Consider the following 15486-nt stretch of genomic DNA (forward strand, 5'->3'; position numbering starts at 1 on the left):
CTCTCAAAACAGAACGGGTCCGCACCGCCCCGAAGGGTGGTGCGGACCCGTACCGGGGTCTCAGGACGCTCAGGCGTCCTTGGACTCCTCAGCGGCGTCGGCCGGCTTGGCGTCCTCGACGGTCTCGGCCGGAGCCTCGTCCTTCTTGAGGGCGTCTTCCTTCACGGCGCGCTTCGTGGCGGCCTCGGCCTCACCGGTGGCGGCCTGCGCCACGGTCAGGGCCTCGACGAGCTCGATGACGGCCATCGGGGCGTTGTCGCCACGACGGTTGCCGATCTTGGTGATGCGGGTGTAACCACCGGGGCGGTTCTCGTACCGCGGGGCGATCTCGGTGAAGAGCGTGTGCACGATGCCCTTGTCCGTGATCGACTGCAGCACCAGGCGACGGTTGTGGATGTCGCCCTTCTTCGCCTTGGTGATGAAACGCTCGGCGACCGGACGCAGGCGACGGGCCTTGGCCTCGGTCGTGGTGATGCGGCCGTGCTCGAACAGCGACTTCGCGAGGTTGATGAGAAGAAGCTTCTCGTGCGCAGCGCTGCCGCCCAGACGGGCACCCTTGGCGGGCTGAGGCATGGTTTTTCTCCTTGTGTGCTGCACCGGCCGTATCAGGTACCGGTGTCAGTTCCCGTGCGGCGGTCGCCACACGGAAGTTCTTGCCGGCCGGGCTCGTCCGAGCCCGGCCGGCGATCGAGGACGAAGCCCTCGGCCCCGGCGGGGGCGCCCCGGAAAACCGGGCGCCCCCGCCGGAGGTGATCAGTACTGCTCGGTCTCCACGAAACCGGCGTCCGCGTCGTCGTCCGCGCCGAAGGCGTCGGCCGCGGCGGTCGGGTCGAAGCCGGGAGGCGAGTCCTTCAGCGCGAGGCCCATACCGGCCAGCTTCGCCTTGACCTCGTCGATCGACTTCGCACCGAAGTTGCGGATGTCGAGCAGGTCCGCCTCGGAGCGGGCCACGAGCTCACCCACGGAGTGGATGCCCTCGCGCTTGAGGCAGTTGTACGAACGGACCGTGAGCTCGAGCTCCTCGATCGGCAGCGCCAGATCGGCGGCGAGCGCGGCGTCCGTCGGGGACGGGCCCATGTCGATGCCCTCGGCGTCGATGTTGAGCTCGCGCGCCAGACCGAACAGCTCGACCAGGGTCTTACCGGCCGACGCCATGGCGTCACGGGGACGCATGGCCTGCTTGGTCTCGACGTCGACGATCAGCTTGTCGAAGTCGGTGCGCTGCTCGACACGGGTCGCCTCGACCTTGTACGTGACCTTGAGCACCGGGGAGTAGATGGAGTCGACCGGGATACGCCCGATCTCCTGGCCCACCTGCTTGTTCTGGACGGCGGAGACGTAGCCGCGGCCGCGCTCGACGGTCAGCTCCATCTCCAGCTTGCCCTTGCCGTTCAGCGTCGCCATGACGAGGTCCGGGTTGTGGACCTCGACACCGGCCGGCGGGGCGATGTCAGCAGCGGTGACCAGGCCGGGACCCTGCTTGCGCAGGTACATCACGACCGGCTCGTCGTGCTCCGAGGAGACGACCAGCTGCTTGATGTTGAGGATGAGGTCGGTCACGTCCTCCTTGACGCCCGGCACGGTGGTGAACTCGTGCAGGACACCGTCGATCCGGATGCTGGTGACAGCGGCACCGGGGATCGAGGAGAGGAGGGTACGGCGCAGGGAGTTGCCGAGGGTGTAACCGAAGCCCGGCTCCAGCGGCTCGATCACGAACCGGGAGCGGAACTCGTCGACGACCTCTTCGGTCAGCGACGGACGCTGAGCGATAAGCATGTGGTGATCCTTCAGTCGTGGGCACCCACTATTTGATGCCCGACAGATGTAACAAGGATACGGGCGGCACACCCCCGAAGGGACATACCGCCCGGATCCGACGCTACTGACGCACAGCCGTCACCGGCCGTAGCGGCTCAGACGCGGCGACGCTTCGGCGGACGGCAGCCGTTGTGCGGCGTCGGGGTGACGTCCTGGATCGAACCGACCTCGAGGCCCGTGGCCTGGAGGGAGCGGATCGCGGTCTCACGGCCGGAGCCGGGACCCTTGACGAAGACGTCGACCTTGCGCATGCCGTGCTCCTGCGCGCGGCGGGCGGCCGACTCGGCGGCCATCTGCGCGGCGAAGGGGGTGGACTTGCGCGAGCCCTTGAAGCCGACGTGGCCGGCGGAGGCCCAGGAGATCACGTTGCCCGAGGGGTCCGTGATCGAGACGATGGTGTTGTTGAACGTGCTCTTGATGTGGGCGTGCCCGTGAGCGACGTTCTTCTTTTCCTTGCGACGCACCTTCTTGGCTGCGCCCTGACGACCCTTGGGGGGCATGTCTTGACTCCAGATGGAGAGGGGAGGTGATCGGTCCTACAGCGAAGACCGCTGGTTTCCACGGACGTCCGGAATGACCCGGGCACCCGCAGTACGTCCGCTGAGGACTACTTCTTGCCCGGCTTCTTCTTACCGGCGATGGCGCGACGCGGGCCCTTGCGGGTACGCGCGTTCGTGCTGGTGCGCTGACCGTGGACCGGCAGACCGCGACGGTGCCGGATGCCCTGGTAGCAGCCGATCTCGATCTTGCGGCGGATGTCGCCCTGGATCTCGCGGCGAAGGTCACCCTCGGTGCGGAGGTTGGCGTCCACGTACTCGCGGATCTTGACCAGGTCCTCTTCGGCCAGGTCACGAACGCGGGAGTTGGGGTTCACGCCGGCGGCGGCGAGGATCTCCTTGGACCGGGTGCGCCCGATACCGAAGACGTAGGTGAGGGCAACCTCCACGCGCTTTTCGCGCGGGATGTCAACACCTGAAACGCGTGCCATTCAATGGCTCCAGTTGTTATTTCGGGGGTCTTCCACAGAACCGCTCCCGAACGCCGACCCGACCCCTGAGGGTGGGTGGTACGCCCGGGTCCCCGGCCCCCGCCGGAGGTGTCGTCAGCCGAAGCTTGGACGGGATCTGCGTATACGTTTACGTGCGTCGCGCGAAGAGCTGCGAGATGCAGGTGGTCGTGCGTCAGCCCTGGCGCTGCTTGTGGCGCAGGTTGTCGCAGATGACCATGACCCGGCCGTGACGGCGGATCACCTTGCACTTGTCGCAGATCTTCTTGACGCTCGGCTTGACCTTCATGGGATGTCAGGTTCTCCGGGTCAGTGCCCTCACCACGCCGAAGCGGGATGGCGGCAAGATCTACTTGTAGCGGTAGACGATCCGGCCACGCGTCAGGTCGTACGGAGACAGCTCCACGACGACCCGGTCATCCGGGAGGATGCGGATGTAGTGCATCCGCATCTTGCCGCTGATGTGCGCGAGGACCTTGTGACCGTTCTGGAGTTCCACCTTGAACATGGCGTTCGGGAGGGACTCGATCACGGTGCCCTCAATTTCGATGGCACCTTGCTTCTTGGCCACGCTTCGCCCTTCGAATCGGCTACCTTGATCGACTCTCACTCATCCGGTGTGCAGACATACGGACACACTGATGCACGAGAGCCGACGAGTCAGTCTACGTCAGCAGACTTCAAAAGACGAATCCGTCAAGTTTGCCCACTTGGCCTGATCCTTAGACACGGATCAGCCGGACAGTCCTGGGGACGGTCCGGCCGGTGGGCGGTTGCGGACCTCAGCCCAGCGGGTCCGGCGCCGCCTCCACGCCGTAGTGCGCGAGCCTCGCGCGGCCGCAGTCCGGGGAGGTCAGGACGAGCGGGCCCTGCTCCGTGAGGGCGATCGAGTGCTCCCAGTGCGAGGACCAGGTGCCGTCGGTCGTGAGGACCGTCCACTCGTCGGCGAGGACCTTCGTCTGCGCCGTGCCCAGCGACACCATCGGCTCGATGGCCAGGCAGACGCCCGGGACGAGCTTGATGCCCTTGCCTCGCTTCCGCGAGACGTAGTTGAGCAGGTGCGGGTCCATGTGCATCTCGGTGCCGATGCCGTGGCCGCCGTAGTCCTCGATGATCCCGTACTTGCCGGTCGCCGGGCGGGGCTGGCGGCGGATGTAGGACTCGATGGCCTTCGAGATGTCGACGAGCCGGTTGTTCACCTTCATCGCGGCGATCCCGGCCCACATGGACTCCTCGGTCACCCGGGAGAGCTCGACCAGCTCCGGAGCGTGACCTGTGCCCACGAAGGCCGTGTACGCCGCGTCGCCGTGCCAGCCGTCGATGATCGCGCCGGCGTCGATCGAGATGATGTCGCCGTCCTTGAGGACGGTCTTCTCGTCCGGGATGCCGTGCACCACGACCTCGTTGACCGAGGTGCAGATGGTCGCGGGGAATCCGCCGTAGCCCAGGAAGTTCGACTTCGCACCGTGGTCGGCGATCACCTTGCGCGCGACCTCGTCGAGGTCCTTCGTGGTGGCGCCGGGGACGGCCGCCTCTCGCGTCGCGGCGTGAATGGCAGCGACCACGAGGCCCGCCTCGCGCATCTTCGCGATCTGCTCGGGGGTCTTGATCTGCACCATCGCTGGGCGCCTCTCTGCGTACGAAGGGGAACAGTTGGAGCCGTACTCAACGATACGGCGCAAACAGTCGGCCGCGGCGCCCGAGGGCGCCGCGGCCGGCTGAGTGGAGTGGTGAGACGGAGGGGGTCAGCCCTCGTCGGACTTGAGGGCCTCCATGGCCCGCTCGGTCACCTCGGTGACCTTGCCCAGCGCGGAGATCGTCACGACCAGGCCCTGGGCCCGGTAGAAGTCGATGATCGGCTCGGTCTGCGTGTGGTAGACCTCGAGACGGGTACGGACCGTCTCCTCGGTGTCGTCGTCCCGCTGGTACAGCTCGCCGCCGCAGGCGTCGCAAACGCCCTCGGTCTTCGGCGGGTTGTACGTCACGTGGAAGACGTGCGCGCTGTCGTTACGGCAGATACGGCGGCCGGCGATGCGCTTGACCACCTCGTCCTCGGGGACCTCGAGGTCAAGAACCGCGTCAAGCTTGACGCCCTCACTGAGGAGCATCTTGTCGAGCGCCGCGGCCTGCCCCACATTGCGGGGAAAGCCGTCCAGCAGGAAGCCGTTCACGGCGTCCGGCTGGGACATGCGGTCCTTGGCCATCGCGATGGTGACTTCGTCCGGCACCAGCTGTCCCGCGTCCATGTAGGCACGGGCCTGCTTGCCGAGGTCGGTGCCCCGGCTGATGTTGGCGCGGAAGAGGTCGCCCGTGGAGATGTGCGGAATCGAGAGATTCCTGGCAAGGAACGCAGCCTGCGTTCCCTTGCCGGCACCGGGCGGCCCGACGAGGACGATTCGCATCAGCGGAGGAACCCTTCGTAATTGCGCTGCTGGAGCTGACTCTCGATCTGCTTCACGGTCTCCAGACCCACACCCACGATGATCAGGATGCTCGTCCCGCCGAACGGGAAGTTCTGGTTCGCACCGCCGAAGCCGGCCAACGCCATCGTCGGCACAAGAGCGATCAGCCCCAGGTACAGCGATCCCGGCCAAGTGATCCTGTTGAGCACGTAGCTCAGATACTCGGCAGTAGGTCGACCTGCCCGGATACCCGGGATGAAGCCACCATACTTCTTCATGTTGTCCGCGACTTCTTCGGGGTTGAACGAGATCGCCACGTAGAAGAAGGCGAAGAACACGATCAACAAGAAGTACGTCGCGATGTAGTACGGGTGGTCGCCCTTGACGAAGTGATCCTGAATCCAGGTCGCCCAGCCCGAGGTGGAGTTGGAGAACTGAACGATTAGAGCAGGAATGTAGAGCAGCGAAGAAGCGAAGATGACGGGAATCACACCCGCCTGGTTCACCTTCAGCGGGATGTAAGTGGACGTACCGCCGTACGACCGGCGCCCGATCATCCGCTTCGCGTACTGCACGGGAACCCTGCGCTGGGCCTGCTCGACGAAGACGACGAGTCCGACCATCACGAAGCCGATGAGGATGACCGTGATGAACTCGATCCAGCCGTCGGCCAGCTTGCCGCTCTGCTTGATGGCCCACAGGGCGCCGGGGAAGCTGGCTGCGATCGAGATGAACATCAGGATCGACATGCCGTTGCCGATGCCGCGGTCGGTGATGAGCTCACCGAGCCACATCACGGCGGCGGTGCCGGCCGTCATGGTGACCACCATGACGATGGTCGTGAAGATCGACTGGTTCGGGACGATCTGGTCGGCGACCGGGCAGCCGCTGAACAGCGCGCCGCTGCGGGCGGTCGCCACCAGGCCGGTGCCCTGGAGGATGGCCAGCGCGACGGTCAGATAACGCGTGTACTGCGTGATCTTGGCCGTGCCCGACTGCCCCTCCTTCTTGAGGGCTTCGAGTCGGGGGATGACGACGGTCAGCAGCTGAAGAATGATGCTGGCCGTGATGTACGGCATGATGCCGAGCGCGAAGATCGTGATCTGCAGCAGTGCACCACCGCTGAACATGTTGACCAGACCGAAGAGGCTGTTGTTGCCCTTGCTGGCCTGGTCAACACAGGTCTGGACGTTCTCGTAGCTCACCCCCGGTACGGGAATGTGCGCCCCGAGTCGGTAGAGCACGATGATGCCGAGCGTGAAGAGCAGCTTCTTGCGCAGGTCGGGCGTCTTGAACGCCCGGGCGAACGCGGTGAGCACGGTGCCTCCTGCGACCCCCGCGCAAAAGCGTGAGGTGACGGTCTTGAGGATCGACGGTTACGTAACAGCCAAAGGAACCCGGGCGCTTGCCCGGGGCTTACCACATCAACAACGCACGCCACCTTACCGGCGGACATGCCCCCCTAGGAACGACCAACCGGGGATGCCCCAAATGAGAGGCATCCCCGGTCGGGTGTTCAGGTCACTGCCCTGTCCGAGTTGTCTCAGACGAGTTCGGTGACGGTGCCGCCGGCAGCGGCGATCTTCTCCTTGGCGGAGCCGGAGACGGCGTCAACCGAAACCTGCAGCGCCACGGAGATCTCGCCCTGTCCGAGGACCTTGACGAGGTGGTTGTTGCGCACGGCGCCCTTGGCGACCAGATCGGCCACCGTGACCTCTCCACCCTCGGGGTAGAGCGTCGCGAGCTTGTCCAGGTTCACGACCTGGTACTCCGTGCGGAACGGGTTCTTGAAGCCCTTGAGCTTCGGGAGACGCATGTGGAGGGGCATCTGGCCACCCTCGAAGCGCTCCGGAACCTGGTAACGAGCCTTCGTACCCTTGGTACCACGGCCTGCGGTCTTACCCTTGGACGCCTCACCACGACCCACACGGGTCTTGGCGGTCTTGGCGCCCGGGGCAGGCCGGAGGTTGTGGGCCTTCAGCGGGCTGTTCTCCGCCATGTCAGTCAACCTCCTCAACCGTCACGAGGTGGCGGACGGTCTGCACCATTCCGCGGAACTCGGGGCGGTCATCCTTGACAACTACGTCGTTCAGGCGCTTCAGCCCGAGCGAGCGCAGGGTGTCGCGGTGGTTCTGCTTGCTGCCGATGTACGACTTCGTCTGCGTGATCTTGAGGCGAGCCATTACGCACCCGCTCCCGCACGCGCACGAAGCAGAGCCGCGGGGGCGACGTCCTCGAGGGGCAGACCGCGGCGGGCCGCGATCTCCTCGGGACGCTGCAGGCCCTGGAGGGCCGCCACGGTCGCGTGCACGATGTTGATCGGGTTCGAAGAACCGAGCGACTTCGACAGGATGTCGTGGACGCCGGCGCACTCCAGAACGGCGCGCACCGGGCCACCCGCGATCACACCGGTACCGGGGGAAGCAGGCTTGAGCAGAACGACGCCCGCAGCCTTCTCGCCCTGGATCGGGTGAGGGATGGTGCCCTGGATACGCGGGACCTTGAAGAAGCTCTTCTTGGCCTCTTCGACGCCCTTGGCGATGGCCGCGGGAACTTCCTTGGCCTTGCCGTATCCGACACCGACGCTGCCGTCACCATCGCCCACCACGACCAGCGCGGTGAAGCTGAAGCGACGACCACCCTTAACAACCTTGGCGACGCGGTTGATCGCGACGACACGCTCGACGTACGCGGTCTTCTCGGCTGCGCCGCCGTCACGGCCCTTCCGGTCCCGCCGCTCGCCGCCACCGGCACCGCTTCCGCGGCGCTGGGGTCCAGCCATTGGATTTACCTCTCTCTGTTACGTCCGCTGTGCGTAGGAACCGGAACTTAGAACTTCAGTCCGGCTTCACGGGCGGCGTCAGCCAGAGCGGCAATCCGCCCGGCGTACTGGTTACCACCGCGGTCAAACACGACGGCCTCGACGCCTGCGGCCTTGGCGCGCTCGGCGACCAGGGCCCCGACCTGCTTGGCCAGGGCGCTCTTGTCACCGTCCGCGCTGCGGATGGACGCATCCAGGGTCGACGCCGACGCGAGCGTGTGGCCCGCGATGTCGTCGATGACCTGAGCGACCATGTGACGGTTGGAACGCGTCACAACCAAGCGCGGACGCTCGGGCGAACCGGAGATGTGCTTCCGGACGCGGATGTGACGGCGCTTGAGGGCGGCACGCTTGTAGGCGTCGCCCTTGGCAATCTTTACACCGTATGCCATGGCTTACTTACCCGCCTTTCCGACCTTGCGGCGGATAACCTCGCCGGCGTACTTGACGCCCTTGGCCTTGTACGGGTCGGGCTTCCGCAGCTTGCGGATCTTCGCCGAAACCTCGCCGACCTTCTGCTTGTCGATGCCCTCGACGCTGAACTTCGTGGGCGACTCGACCTTGAAGGTGATGCCTTCGGGAGCCTCGATGAGGATCGGGTGGCTGTAGCCCAGGGCGAACTCCAGGTTGGAGCCCTTCGCCTGGACGCGGTAACCGACACCGCTGATCTCGAGCGCCTTGGTGTATCCCTGGGTCACGCCGGTGATCATGTTCGCCACCAGCGTGCGGGACAGGCCGTGAAGGGCCTTGTTCTGACGCTCGTCGTTAGGACGGACGACGCTGAGCACGCCGTCCTCGCCCTTGGTGACCTCGATCGGCGCTGCGACGGTGTGCGAGAGGGAACCCTTGGGGCCCTTCACCGCGACCGTGCGGCCATCGATGGTGACGTCCACACCGGCGGGAACCTGGATGGGGAGCTTGCCGATTCGCGACATGAGCTTTTCCTCCGTTCCCGACTACCAGACGTAGGCGAGGACTTCCCCACCTACGCCCTTCTTGCTGGCCTGCTGGCCGGTCAGGAGACCGTGGGACGTGGAGATGATCGCCACGCCCAGGCCGCCGAGAACCTTCGGCAGATTGGTGGACTTTGCGTATACACGCAGACCCGGCTTCGAAATGCGCTTGATGCCGGCGATCGAACGCTCGCGGTTCGGACCGAACTTCAGGTCGAGAACGAGGCTCTTGCCGACCTCGGCGTCCTCGACCTTCCAGCCGGTGATGAAGCCCTCCTGCTGGAGGATCTCCGCGATGTGCGACTTGATCTTGCTGTGCGGCATTGCGACTTCGTCGTGATACGCCGAGTTCGCGTTACGCAGACGCGTGAGCATGTCTGCGATGGGGTCAGTCATGGTCATGAGTTGGCCTTCGGCCTCTCTCGCCGGGGTTTCCTGTATGCGCCATCCCTCTCCCCACTCAGTGGCGGGACGGGTGCGGTGCGGGGACCTACGGCGTAGTAAGTCGGTCAGGGCGGCAGGCGCCCAACCCTTCAAGCCTACGGCATGAAAAGCGGGGCTCCTGCCGACCAGATACTTACCGAGAGCTTCTGGTACTCCCAACGCCCGGAGGGCGAAGGAGAACTACCAGGAGCTCTTGGTCACGCCCGGCAGCTCGCCACGGTGAGCCATCTCACGAAGGCACACGCGGCACAGGCCGAACTTGCGGTAGACGGAGTGGGGCCGGCCGCAGCGCTGGCAGCGGGTGTACCCGCGCACGCCGAACTTCGGCTTACGGGCGGCCTTAGCGATCAGAGCCTTCTTCGCCACGGTCAGTTCTCCTTGAACGGGAAGCCGAGGTGACGAAGCAGGGCACGACCCTCGTCGTCGTTGGTCGCCGTGGTGACCACGGTGATGTCCATGCCCCGGACCCGGTCGATCTTGTCCTGGTCGATCTCGTGGAACATGACCTGCTCCGTGAGACCGAAGGTGTAGTTGCCACGGCCGTCGAACTGCTTCGGCGACAGGCCACGGAAGTCACGGATACGCGGAAGCGCGAGCGACAGCGTACGGTCCAGGAACTCCCACATGCGGTCACCACGGAGGGTGACGTGGCAGCCGATCGGCTGCCCCTCGCGCAGCTTGAACTGCGCGATCGACTTGCGGGCCTTCGTGACGGCCGGCTTCTGGCCCGTGATCGTGGTGAGGTCCCTGACGGCACCGTCGATCAGCTTGGAGTCGCGGGCGGCGTCGCCCACACCCATGTTGACCACGATCTTGACCAGACCGGGAACCTGCATGACGTTCTCGTAGGAGAACTCCTCACGCAGCTTGCCGGCGATTTCCTCGCGGTAGCGCGTCTTGAGACGCGGCGCAGTGGTGGTCGTCATCAGATGTCCTCACCGGTCCGCTTGGCAACGCGGATCTTCTTGCCCTCGTCGTCAAAGCGGTAGCCGACGCGGGTGACGACCTTGTTGCCGTCCTTCTCCACAACCAGCGACACATTGCTGACGTGGATCGGGGCCTCGGTGGTGACAATGCCACCCGTCTGCGAACCGCGAGCCGTCTGACCGGCCTTGGTGTGCTTCTTGACCCGGTTGACACCCTCGACGAGGACACGGTCCTGGGCGGGGAAGGCAACGATGACCTTGCCCTGCTTGCCCTTGTCCTTACCGGTGATGACCTGAACCAGGTCGCCCTTCTTGATCTTCATGCTTACAGCACCTCCGGCGCGAGCGAGATGATCTTCATGAACTTCTTCTCGCGCAGCTCTCGGCCCACCGGGCCGAAGATGCGGGTGCCGCGGGGGTCGCCGTCGTTCTTGAGAATGACAGCGGCGTTCTCGTCGAAGCGGATGTACGAGCCATCCTGACGACGACGCTCCTTGACGGTGCGAACGATGACGGCCTTGACGACGTCACCCTTCTTCACGTTGCCACCGGGGATCGCGTCCTTGACGGTGGCGACGATGACGTCACCGATACCCGCGTAGCGGCGACCCGAGCCACCGAGAACACGGATGGTGAGAATTTCCTTCGCACCCGTGTTGTCGGCGACGCGCAGTCGCGACTCCTGCTGGATCACGTCTATCTCCTGATCGTCTGCCGGTTCCCGGCGGGGGCTCCGGTGAAGGAGCCCCCGCCGAGCCTGGCGGAACTGGCCTGAGGGGAGATTCCCTCAGGGATTACTTGGCCTTCTCGAGGATCTCGACGATGCGCCAGCGCTTCGTGGCGGACAGCGGACGCGTCTCCATGATGATGACGCGGTCGCCGACGCCTGCAGCGTTCTGCTCGTCGTGGGCCTTGAGCTTGTTGGTACGGCGGATGACCTTGCCGTACAGCGCGTGCTTGACGCGGTCCTCGACAGCGACGACGACGGTCTTGTCCATCTTGTCGCTGACGACCAGACCCTCACGGGTCTTGCGGAAACCGCGGTCAGTGTTGGTCTCAGTCACAGTCTTCTCGCTCATCAGACGCTCTCCACCGTCTCGATGCCCAGCTCGCGCTCGCGCATCAGGGTGTAGACCCGGGCGATGTCCTTACGGACGGACTTGAGCCGACCGTGGTTCTCGAGCTGTCCGGTCGCCGCCTGGAAGCGGAGGTTGAACAGCTCTTCCTTGGCCTCGCGGAGCTTGTTGAGGAGCTCCTCGTTGCCCAGCTCGCGCAGCTCGGACGCCTTGGTACCGGCCGACATCACGACTCACCTGCCTCGCGCCGAACGATCCGGCACTTCATCGGAAGCTTGTGAGCAGCGCGGGTGAGCGCCTCACGAGCAATCTTCTCGTTCGGGTAGGACAGCTCGAACATCACCCGACCGGGCTTGACGTTCGCGATCCACCACTCGGGAGAACCCTTACCGGAACCCATGCGGGTCTCGGCAGGCTTCTTCGTCAGGGGGCGGTCCGGGTAGATGTTGATCCAGACCTTGCCGCCACGCTTGATGTGGCGGGTCATCGCGATACGAGCTGCCTCGATCTGGCGGTTCGTCACGTACGCCGGGGACAGCGCCTGGATGCCGTACTCGCCGAACGCAACCTGCGTGCCACCCTTGGACATACCGCTGCGCTTCGGGTGGTGCTGCTTGCGGTGCTTGACCCTACGGGGGATCAGCATTTCGGTCAGGCCTCCGTTCCGGTGCTCTCAGCCGGAGCAGCGGCGGCGGGAGCGTCGGCCTTGGGGGCCTCTGCTGCCGGCGCGGACTGCTGCGGCTTGCGGCCGCCACGACCGCCACGCTCGCCACTACGGCCACCACGGCCGGCCGGGCGGTCAGCGCCGCCACGAGCCGGACGGTTGCCGGCACGAGCCGCTGCGTTCTCGGCGCGGACCTCGGCGATGTTCTTGACGTCGCCCTTGTAGATCCAGACCTTCACGCCGATGCGGCCGAAGGTCGTCTTGGCCTCGAAGAAGCCGTAGTCGACGTTCGCACGGAGCGTGTGCAGGGGCACGCGGCCCTCGCGGTAGAACTCCGAGCGGGACATCTCGGCGCCGCCGAGGCGGCCACCGCACTGGATCTTGATGCCCTTGGCGCCGGCCTTCATCGTGCTCTGCATGCTCTTGCGCATGGCACGACGGAAGGAGACGCGGGAGGAGAGCTGCTCGGCGACGGCCTGGGCCACCAGCTGAGCGTCCACCTCGGGGTTCTTGACCTCGAGGATGTTCAGCTGGACCTGCTTGCCGGTCAGCTTCTCCAGCTCGCCACGGATGCGGTCGGCCTCGGCGCCACGGCGACCGATGACGATGCCCGGGCGGGCGGTGTGGATGTCAACGCGGACGCGGTCACGGGTGCGCTCGATCTCGACCTTCGAGATGCCGGCCCGCTCCATGCCCTTCGTCATCATGCGACGAATGGCGACGTCTTCCTTGACGTAGTCCTTGTACAGCTTGTCGGCGTACCAACGGGACTTGAAGTCCGTGGTAATGCCGAGCCGGAACCCGTGCGGGTTTACCTTCTGGCCCATTACCGGGTTCCTTCCTTGCTGCTGACGACCACGGTGATGTGGCTGGTCCGCTTACGGATCCGGTAGGCACGGCCCTGAGCACGCGGACGGAACCGCTTCAGGGTCGGGCCCTCGTCCACGTACGCCTCGCTGATGACCAGCGAAGAGGCGTCAGGGTGGTCGTAGTTGTGTGCAGCGTTGGCGATGGCGCTGTCAAGCACCTTGCCAACCGGCACGCTCGCGGCCTGCGGGGCGAAACGCAGGACCGCCTGAGCCTCCGTGGCATCCATGCCACGGATGAGGTCCACCACTCGGCGGGCCTTCATGGGCGTGACGCGGATGTACCGCGCCTGGGCCCTGGCTTCCATGGTTGTCCCTTCGGTGTGAGTCATAGTCGTTTCCACCCCGCGCTAGCGGCGCTTCGACTTCCGGTCGTCCTTGACGTGGCCGCGGAAGGTGCGAGTCGGCGAGAACTCGCCGAGCTTGTGGCCGACCATCGACTCGGTGACGAACACCGGGACGTGGATCTTGCCGTTGTGCACCGCGATGGTGTGACCCAGCATGGCCGGGATGATCATCGAGCGACGGGACCAGGTCTTGATGACGTTCTTGGTGCCTGCCTCGTTCTGTACGTCCACCTTCTTGATGAGGTGGCCGTCGACGAAGGGCCCCTTCTTGAGACTGCGCGGCATCTAAACCCGCTCCTAGCGCTTCTTGTTCGTCTTGCGGCGGCGGACGATGTACTTGCTCGATGCCTTCTTCGGCGAGCGAGTACGACCCTCCTTCTGACCCCACGGCGAGACCGGGTGACGTCCACCGGAGGTCTTGCCTTCACCACCACCGTGCGGGTGGTCAACCGGGTTCATCGCGACACCGCGGACGGTCGGGCGAACGCCCTTCCAGCGCATGCGGCCGGCCTTGCCCCAGTTGATGTTCGACTGCTCGGCGTTGCCGACCTCACCGATGGTGGCGCGGCAGCGTGCGTCGACCAGCCGGATCTCCCCGGAAGGCATACGAAGGTGGGCCATCGTGCCCTCCTTCGCCAGCAGCTGCACGGAGGCACCAGCGGAACGGGCGAACTTCGCGCCGCCGCCGGGCCGCAGCTCGATGGCGTGGATGGTCGTACCGACCGGGATGTTGCGCAGCGCCAGGTTGTTGCCGGGCTTGATGTCTGCGGTCGGACCGTTCTCGATGCGGTCACCCTGCGACAGGCCACGGGGGGCGACGATGTAACGCTTCTCGCCGTCCGCGTAGTGCAGCAGCGCGATGCGCGCGGTGCGGTTCGGGTCGTACTCGATGTGCGCGACCTTGGCCGGCACGCCGTCCTTGTCGTGACGACGGAAGTCGATCACTCGGTAGGCGCGCTTGTGGCCACCGCCCTGGTGGCGAACGGTCACACGACCGGCGTTGTTACGGCCGCCCTTGCTGTGCAGGGGGCGGACCAGCGACTTCTCCGGCGTGGACCGCGTGATCTCGACAAAGTCGGCGACGCTGGAGCCACGACGGCCCGGGGTCGTCGGCTTGTACTTGCGGATACCCATTTCTCAGTCCTCGTCCGATTCCGGACGACTCGACTCCGTTAGGAGGTCGGGCCGCCGAAGATGTCGATACGGTCGCCCTCGGCGAGGGTCACGATGGCGCGCTTGGTGTCAGCGCGCTTGCCGAAGCCGGTCTTGGTCCGCTTGCGCTTACCCTGCCGGTTGATCGTGTTGACCCCGGTGACCTTGACCGAGAAGACCGCTTCCACGGCCTGCTTGATCTGGGTCTTGTTGGAGCCCGGCGCGACGATGAACGTGTACTTGTTCTCGTCGAGCAGCGCGTAGCTCTTCTCGGACACGACCGGCTTGACGAGAACGTCGCGCGGGTCCGAGTAGGTCTTGCTCGTGATGGTCGAGCTGGTAACGGTCGCCTCGCTCATCAGGCGTCGCTCCCTTCGGTCTCAGCGGTCTGGGGGCCAGACACGAAGGACTCGAAAGCGGCCTGGGTGAAGACCACGTCGTCAGAGACGATCACGTCGTACGTGTTCAGCTGGCCCGGCTCCAGGATGTGCACCTGGGGCAGGTTGCGTGCGGACAGCCACGCGGCCTCGTCGGCGCGGTCGACGACCAGGAGCAGGTTGGAGCGCTCCGAGATCTTGCCGAACAGCGTCTTGGCGGCCTTCGTGGAAACTCCACCCTCGACCACGCCGGTGACGACGTGGATGCGGGAGTGACGCGCCCGGTCGGAGAGGGCACCGCGCAGGGCGGCGGCCTTCATCTTCTTCGGGGTGCGCTGCGAGTAGTCGCGCGGCTGCGGGCCGTGGACGACGCCACCGCCTGCGAACTGCGGCGCGCGGGTCGAACCCTGGCGGGCGCGGCCGGTGCCCTTCTGGCGGTACGGCTTGCGGCCACCACCACGGACTTCGCCGCGACGCTTGGTCTTGTGCGTGCCCTGACGGGCAGCTGCCAGCTGTGCGACAACGACCTGGTGGATCAGCGGAACGCTGGTCTTCGCGTCGAAGATCTCCGAGGGGAGCTCGACGGTACCGGCCTTGTCGCCTGCCGGCGAAAGGATGTCAATGGTGCTCATTA

General features: G+C 65.6%; 28 protein-coding genes. All 28 read right to left on the reverse strand.

Annotated elements, in window-relative coordinates; translation table 11 throughout:
• Positions 1–69 precede the first annotated feature (69 nt).
• The 28 genes from rplQ to rplD all read right to left on the reverse strand — a co-directional run bounded on the left by rplQ (position 70) and on the right by rplD (position 15484).
• Entirely contained in the window at positions 70–573 is a 504-nt protein-coding gene (gene rplQ / locus BFF76_RS12835) for a 50S ribosomal protein L17 (RefSeq protein WP_031096406.1), read from the reverse strand.
• Between the two features lie 180 nt (positions 574–753).
• Complete coding sequence (locus BFF76_RS12840; protein ID WP_024491600.1) at positions 754–1776, reverse strand: DNA-directed RNA polymerase subunit alpha; 1023 nt, start codon at positions 1774–1776, stop codon at positions 754–756.
• 137 nt (positions 1777–1913) lie between these two features.
• Positions 1914–2318: a 30S ribosomal protein S11 gene (rpsK, locus tag BFF76_RS12845; protein ID WP_003956432.1), complete on the reverse strand. Its 405-nt coding sequence runs from the start codon at positions 2316–2318 to the stop codon at positions 1914–1916.
• 107 nt (positions 2319–2425) lie between these two features.
• Positions 2426–2806, reverse strand: coding sequence for a 30S ribosomal protein S13 (gene rpsM / locus BFF76_RS12850; protein ID WP_031096399.1), 381 nt, complete (start codon positions 2804–2806; stop codon positions 2426–2428).
• Between the two features lie 193 nt (positions 2807–2999).
• Positions 3000–3113 carry a 50S ribosomal protein L36 gene (gene rpmJ / locus BFF76_RS12855; RefSeq protein ID WP_003956441.1) on the reverse strand — a complete coding sequence of 38 codons (114 nt, stop codon included), beginning with the start codon at positions 3111–3113 and terminating at the stop codon, positions 3000–3002.
• A 60-nt stretch (positions 3114–3173) separates the two neighbouring features.
• On the reverse strand, positions 3174–3395 hold the full coding sequence (gene infA, locus BFF76_RS12860; protein ID WP_003956442.1) for a translation initiation factor IF-1: 222 nt from the start codon (positions 3393–3395) through the stop codon (positions 3174–3176).
• 211 nt (positions 3396–3606) lie between these two features.
• The gene (gene map, locus BFF76_RS12865) at positions 3607–4443 is read right to left on the reverse strand and encodes a type I methionyl aminopeptidase (RefSeq protein WP_031096397.1); all 837 of its coding nucleotides are present in this window, start codon (positions 4441–4443) and stop codon (positions 3607–3609) included.
• A 126-nt stretch (positions 4444–4569) separates the two neighbouring features.
• Positions 4570–5226, reverse strand: coding sequence for an adenylate kinase (locus BFF76_RS12870; RefSeq protein WP_053930273.1), 657 nt, complete (start codon positions 5224–5226; stop codon positions 4570–4572).
• Positions 5226–6545, reverse strand: a complete 1320-nt coding sequence (gene secY, locus BFF76_RS12875) for a preprotein translocase subunit SecY (protein WP_031096392.1) — start codon at positions 6543–6545, stop codon at positions 5226–5228. The genes BFF76_RS12870 and secY overlap by 1 nt, the downstream gene beginning before the upstream one ends.
• Positions 6546–6769: 224 nt before the next feature.
• Positions 6770–7225, reverse strand: a complete 456-nt coding sequence (gene rplO / locus BFF76_RS12880) for a 50S ribosomal protein L15 (protein ID WP_014047794.1) — start codon at positions 7223–7225, stop codon at positions 6770–6772.
• Position 7226: 1 nt separating this feature from the next.
• Positions 7227–7409: a 50S ribosomal protein L30 gene (rpmD, locus tag BFF76_RS12885; RefSeq protein WP_031096390.1), complete on the reverse strand. Its 183-nt coding sequence runs from the start codon at positions 7407–7409 to the stop codon at positions 7227–7229.
• On the reverse strand, positions 7409–8008 hold the full coding sequence (rpsE, locus tag BFF76_RS12890) for a 30S ribosomal protein S5 (protein WP_031096387.1): 600 nt from the start codon (positions 8006–8008) through the stop codon (positions 7409–7411). Before rpsE ends, rpmD begins: the two co-directional genes overlap by 1 nt.
• A gap of 47 nt (positions 8009–8055) precedes the next feature.
• Complete coding sequence (rplR, locus tag BFF76_RS12895; protein WP_031096385.1) at positions 8056–8439, reverse strand: 50S ribosomal protein L18; 384 nt, start codon at positions 8437–8439, stop codon at positions 8056–8058.
• A 3-nt stretch (positions 8440–8442) separates the two neighbouring features.
• Positions 8443–8982, reverse strand: a complete 540-nt coding sequence (gene rplF, locus BFF76_RS12900; protein ID WP_031096383.1) for a 50S ribosomal protein L6 — start codon at positions 8980–8982, stop codon at positions 8443–8445.
• A gap of 21 nt (positions 8983–9003) precedes the next feature.
• Positions 9004–9402, reverse strand: a complete 399-nt coding sequence (gene rpsH / locus BFF76_RS12905) for a 30S ribosomal protein S8 (protein WP_031096381.1) — start codon at positions 9400–9402, stop codon at positions 9004–9006.
• Between the two features lie 222 nt (positions 9403–9624).
• Positions 9625–9810: a type Z 30S ribosomal protein S14 gene (locus BFF76_RS12910; protein ID WP_003948630.1), complete on the reverse strand. Its 186-nt coding sequence runs from the start codon at positions 9808–9810 to the stop codon at positions 9625–9627.
• 2 nt (positions 9811–9812) lie between these two features.
• Positions 9813–10370: a 50S ribosomal protein L5 gene (gene rplE, locus BFF76_RS12915; RefSeq protein WP_014047789.1), complete on the reverse strand. Its 558-nt coding sequence runs from the start codon at positions 10368–10370 to the stop codon at positions 9813–9815.
• Positions 10370–10693, reverse strand: a complete 324-nt coding sequence (gene rplX, locus BFF76_RS12920) for a 50S ribosomal protein L24 (RefSeq protein WP_031096378.1) — start codon at positions 10691–10693, stop codon at positions 10370–10372. Before rplX ends, rplE begins: the two co-directional genes overlap by 1 nt.
• Positions 10694–10695: 2 nt before the next feature.
• Entirely contained in the window at positions 10696–11064 is a 369-nt protein-coding gene (gene rplN, locus BFF76_RS12925) for a 50S ribosomal protein L14 (protein ID WP_003966950.1), read from the reverse strand.
• 100 nt (positions 11065–11164) lie between these two features.
• Positions 11165–11449: a 30S ribosomal protein S17 gene (gene rpsQ, locus BFF76_RS12930; RefSeq protein WP_031096375.1), complete on the reverse strand. Its 285-nt coding sequence runs from the start codon at positions 11447–11449 to the stop codon at positions 11165–11167.
• Positions 11449–11673 carry a 50S ribosomal protein L29 gene (rpmC, locus tag BFF76_RS12935; protein ID WP_031096372.1) on the reverse strand — a complete coding sequence of 75 codons (225 nt, stop codon included), beginning with the start codon at positions 11671–11673 and terminating at the stop codon, positions 11449–11451. The genes rpsQ and rpmC overlap by 1 nt, the downstream gene beginning before the upstream one ends.
• Positions 11673–12092 carry a 50S ribosomal protein L16 gene (gene rplP, locus BFF76_RS12940; RefSeq protein WP_014154587.1) on the reverse strand — a complete coding sequence of 140 codons (420 nt, stop codon included), beginning with the start codon at positions 12090–12092 and terminating at the stop codon, positions 11673–11675. Before rplP ends, rpmC begins: the two co-directional genes overlap by 1 nt.
• 5 nt (positions 12093–12097) lie before the next feature.
• Positions 12098–12937 carry a 30S ribosomal protein S3 gene (rpsC, locus tag BFF76_RS12945; protein ID WP_053930272.1) on the reverse strand — a complete coding sequence of 280 codons (840 nt, stop codon included), beginning with the start codon at positions 12935–12937 and terminating at the stop codon, positions 12098–12100.
• Complete coding sequence (gene rplV, locus BFF76_RS12950; protein ID WP_026290933.1) at positions 12937–13284, reverse strand: 50S ribosomal protein L22; 348 nt, start codon at positions 13282–13284, stop codon at positions 12937–12939. Before rplV ends, rpsC begins: the two co-directional genes overlap by 1 nt.
• A 42-nt stretch (positions 13285–13326) precedes the next feature.
• Positions 13327–13608: a 30S ribosomal protein S19 gene (gene rpsS, locus BFF76_RS12955; RefSeq protein WP_023539342.1), complete on the reverse strand. Its 282-nt coding sequence runs from the start codon at positions 13606–13608 to the stop codon at positions 13327–13329.
• Positions 13609–13620: 12 nt separating this feature from the next.
• A complete protein-coding gene (rplB, locus tag BFF76_RS12960) occupies positions 13621–14457 on the reverse strand; it encodes a 50S ribosomal protein L2 (RefSeq protein WP_031096363.1) in 837 nt (278 codons plus the stop codon).
• A gap of 38 nt (positions 14458–14495) precedes the next feature.
• Positions 14496–14834 (reverse strand): 50S ribosomal protein L23, encoded by a 339-nt coding sequence (rplW, locus tag BFF76_RS12965; RefSeq protein WP_031096361.1) that lies wholly within the window; start codon positions 14832–14834, stop codon positions 14496–14498.
• Positions 14834–15484, reverse strand: coding sequence for a 50S ribosomal protein L4 (rplD, locus tag BFF76_RS12970; RefSeq protein WP_031096359.1), 651 nt, complete (start codon positions 15482–15484; stop codon positions 14834–14836). The genes rplW and rplD overlap by 1 nt, the downstream gene beginning before the upstream one ends.
• Between the last annotated feature and the right edge of the window lie 2 nt (positions 15485–15486).

Source organism: Streptomyces mutomycini (assembly GCF_001700505.1).
Lineage (GTDB): Bacteria > Actinomycetota > Actinomycetes > Streptomycetales > Streptomycetaceae > Streptomyces > Streptomyces mutomycini.

Excerpts from the sequence above, each read along its gene's own strand:
- rplQ (WP_031096406.1), bottom strand. The coding sequence starts at position 573 with ATGCCTCAGCCCGCCAAGGGTGCCCGTCTGGGCGGCAGCGCTGCGCAC.
- BFF76_RS12840 (WP_024491600.1), bottom strand. The coding sequence starts at position 1,776 with ATGCTTATCGCTCAGCGTCCGTCGCTGACCGAAGAGGTCGTCGACGAG.
- rpsK (WP_003956432.1), bottom strand. The coding sequence starts at position 2,318 with ATGCCCCCCAAGGGTCGTCAGGGCGCAGCCAAGAAGGTGCGTCGCAAG.
- rpsM (WP_031096399.1), bottom strand. The coding sequence starts at position 2,806 with ATGGCACGCGTTTCAGGTGTTGACATCCCGCGCGAAAAGCGCGTGGAG.
- rpmJ (WP_003956441.1), bottom strand. The coding sequence starts at position 3,113 with ATGAAGGTCAAGCCGAGCGTCAAGAAGATCTGCGACAAGTGCAAGGTG.
- map (WP_031096397.1), bottom strand. The coding sequence starts at position 4,443 with ATGGTGCAGATCAAGACCCCCGAGCAGATCGCGAAGATGCGCGAGGCG.
- BFF76_RS12870 (WP_053930273.1), bottom strand. The coding sequence starts at position 5,226 with ATGCGAATCGTCCTCGTCGGGCCGCCCGGTGCCGGCAAGGGAACGCAG.
- rplO (WP_014047794.1), bottom strand. The coding sequence starts at position 7,225 with ATGGCGGAGAACAGCCCGCTGAAGGCCCACAACCTCCGGCCTGCCCCG.
- rpmD (WP_031096390.1), bottom strand. The coding sequence starts at position 7,409 with ATGGCTCGCCTCAAGATCACGCAGACGAAGTCGTACATCGGCAGCAAG.
- rpsE (WP_031096387.1), bottom strand. The coding sequence starts at position 8,008 with ATGGCTGGACCCCAGCGCCGCGGAAGCGGTGCCGGTGGCGGCGAGCGG.
- rplR (WP_031096385.1), bottom strand. The coding sequence starts at position 8,439 with ATGGCATACGGTGTAAAGATTGCCAAGGGCGACGCCTACAAGCGTGCC.
- rplF (WP_031096383.1), bottom strand. The coding sequence starts at position 8,982 with ATGTCGCGAATCGGCAAGCTCCCCATCCAGGTTCCCGCCGGTGTGGAC.
- rpsH (WP_031096381.1), bottom strand. The coding sequence starts at position 9,402 with ATGACCATGACTGACCCCATCGCAGACATGCTCACGCGTCTGCGTAAC.
- rplE (WP_014047789.1), bottom strand. The coding sequence starts at position 10,370 with ATGACGACCACCACTGCGCCGCGTCTCAAGACGCGCTACCGCGAGGAA.
- rplX (WP_031096378.1), bottom strand. The coding sequence starts at position 10,693 with ATGAAGATCAAGAAGGGCGACCTGGTTCAGGTCATCACCGGTAAGGAC.
- rpsQ (WP_031096375.1), bottom strand. The coding sequence starts at position 11,449 with ATGAGCGAGAAGACTGTGACTGAGACCAACACTGACCGCGGTTTCCGC.
- rpmC (WP_031096372.1), bottom strand. The coding sequence starts at position 11,673 with ATGTCGGCCGGTACCAAGGCGTCCGAGCTGCGCGAGCTGGGCAACGAG.
- rplP (WP_014154587.1), bottom strand. The coding sequence starts at position 12,092 with ATGCTGATCCCCCGTAGGGTCAAGCACCGCAAGCAGCACCACCCGAAG.
- rpsC (WP_053930272.1), bottom strand. The coding sequence starts at position 12,937 with ATGGGCCAGAAGGTAAACCCGCACGGGTTCCGGCTCGGCATTACCACG.
- rplV (WP_026290933.1), bottom strand. The coding sequence starts at position 13,284 with ATGGAAGCCAGGGCCCAGGCGCGGTACATCCGCGTCACGCCCATGAAG.
- rpsS (WP_023539342.1), bottom strand. The coding sequence starts at position 13,608 with ATGCCGCGCAGTCTCAAGAAGGGGCCCTTCGTCGACGGCCACCTCATC.
- rplB (WP_031096363.1), bottom strand. The coding sequence starts at position 14,457 with ATGGGTATCCGCAAGTACAAGCCGACGACCCCGGGCCGTCGTGGCTCC.
- rplW (WP_031096361.1), bottom strand. The coding sequence starts at position 14,834 with ATGAGCGAGGCGACCGTTACCAGCTCGACCATCACGAGCAAGACCTAC.
- rplD (WP_031096359.1), bottom strand. The coding sequence starts at position 15,484 with ATGAGCACCATTGACATCCTTTCGCCGGCAGGCGACAAGGCCGGTACC.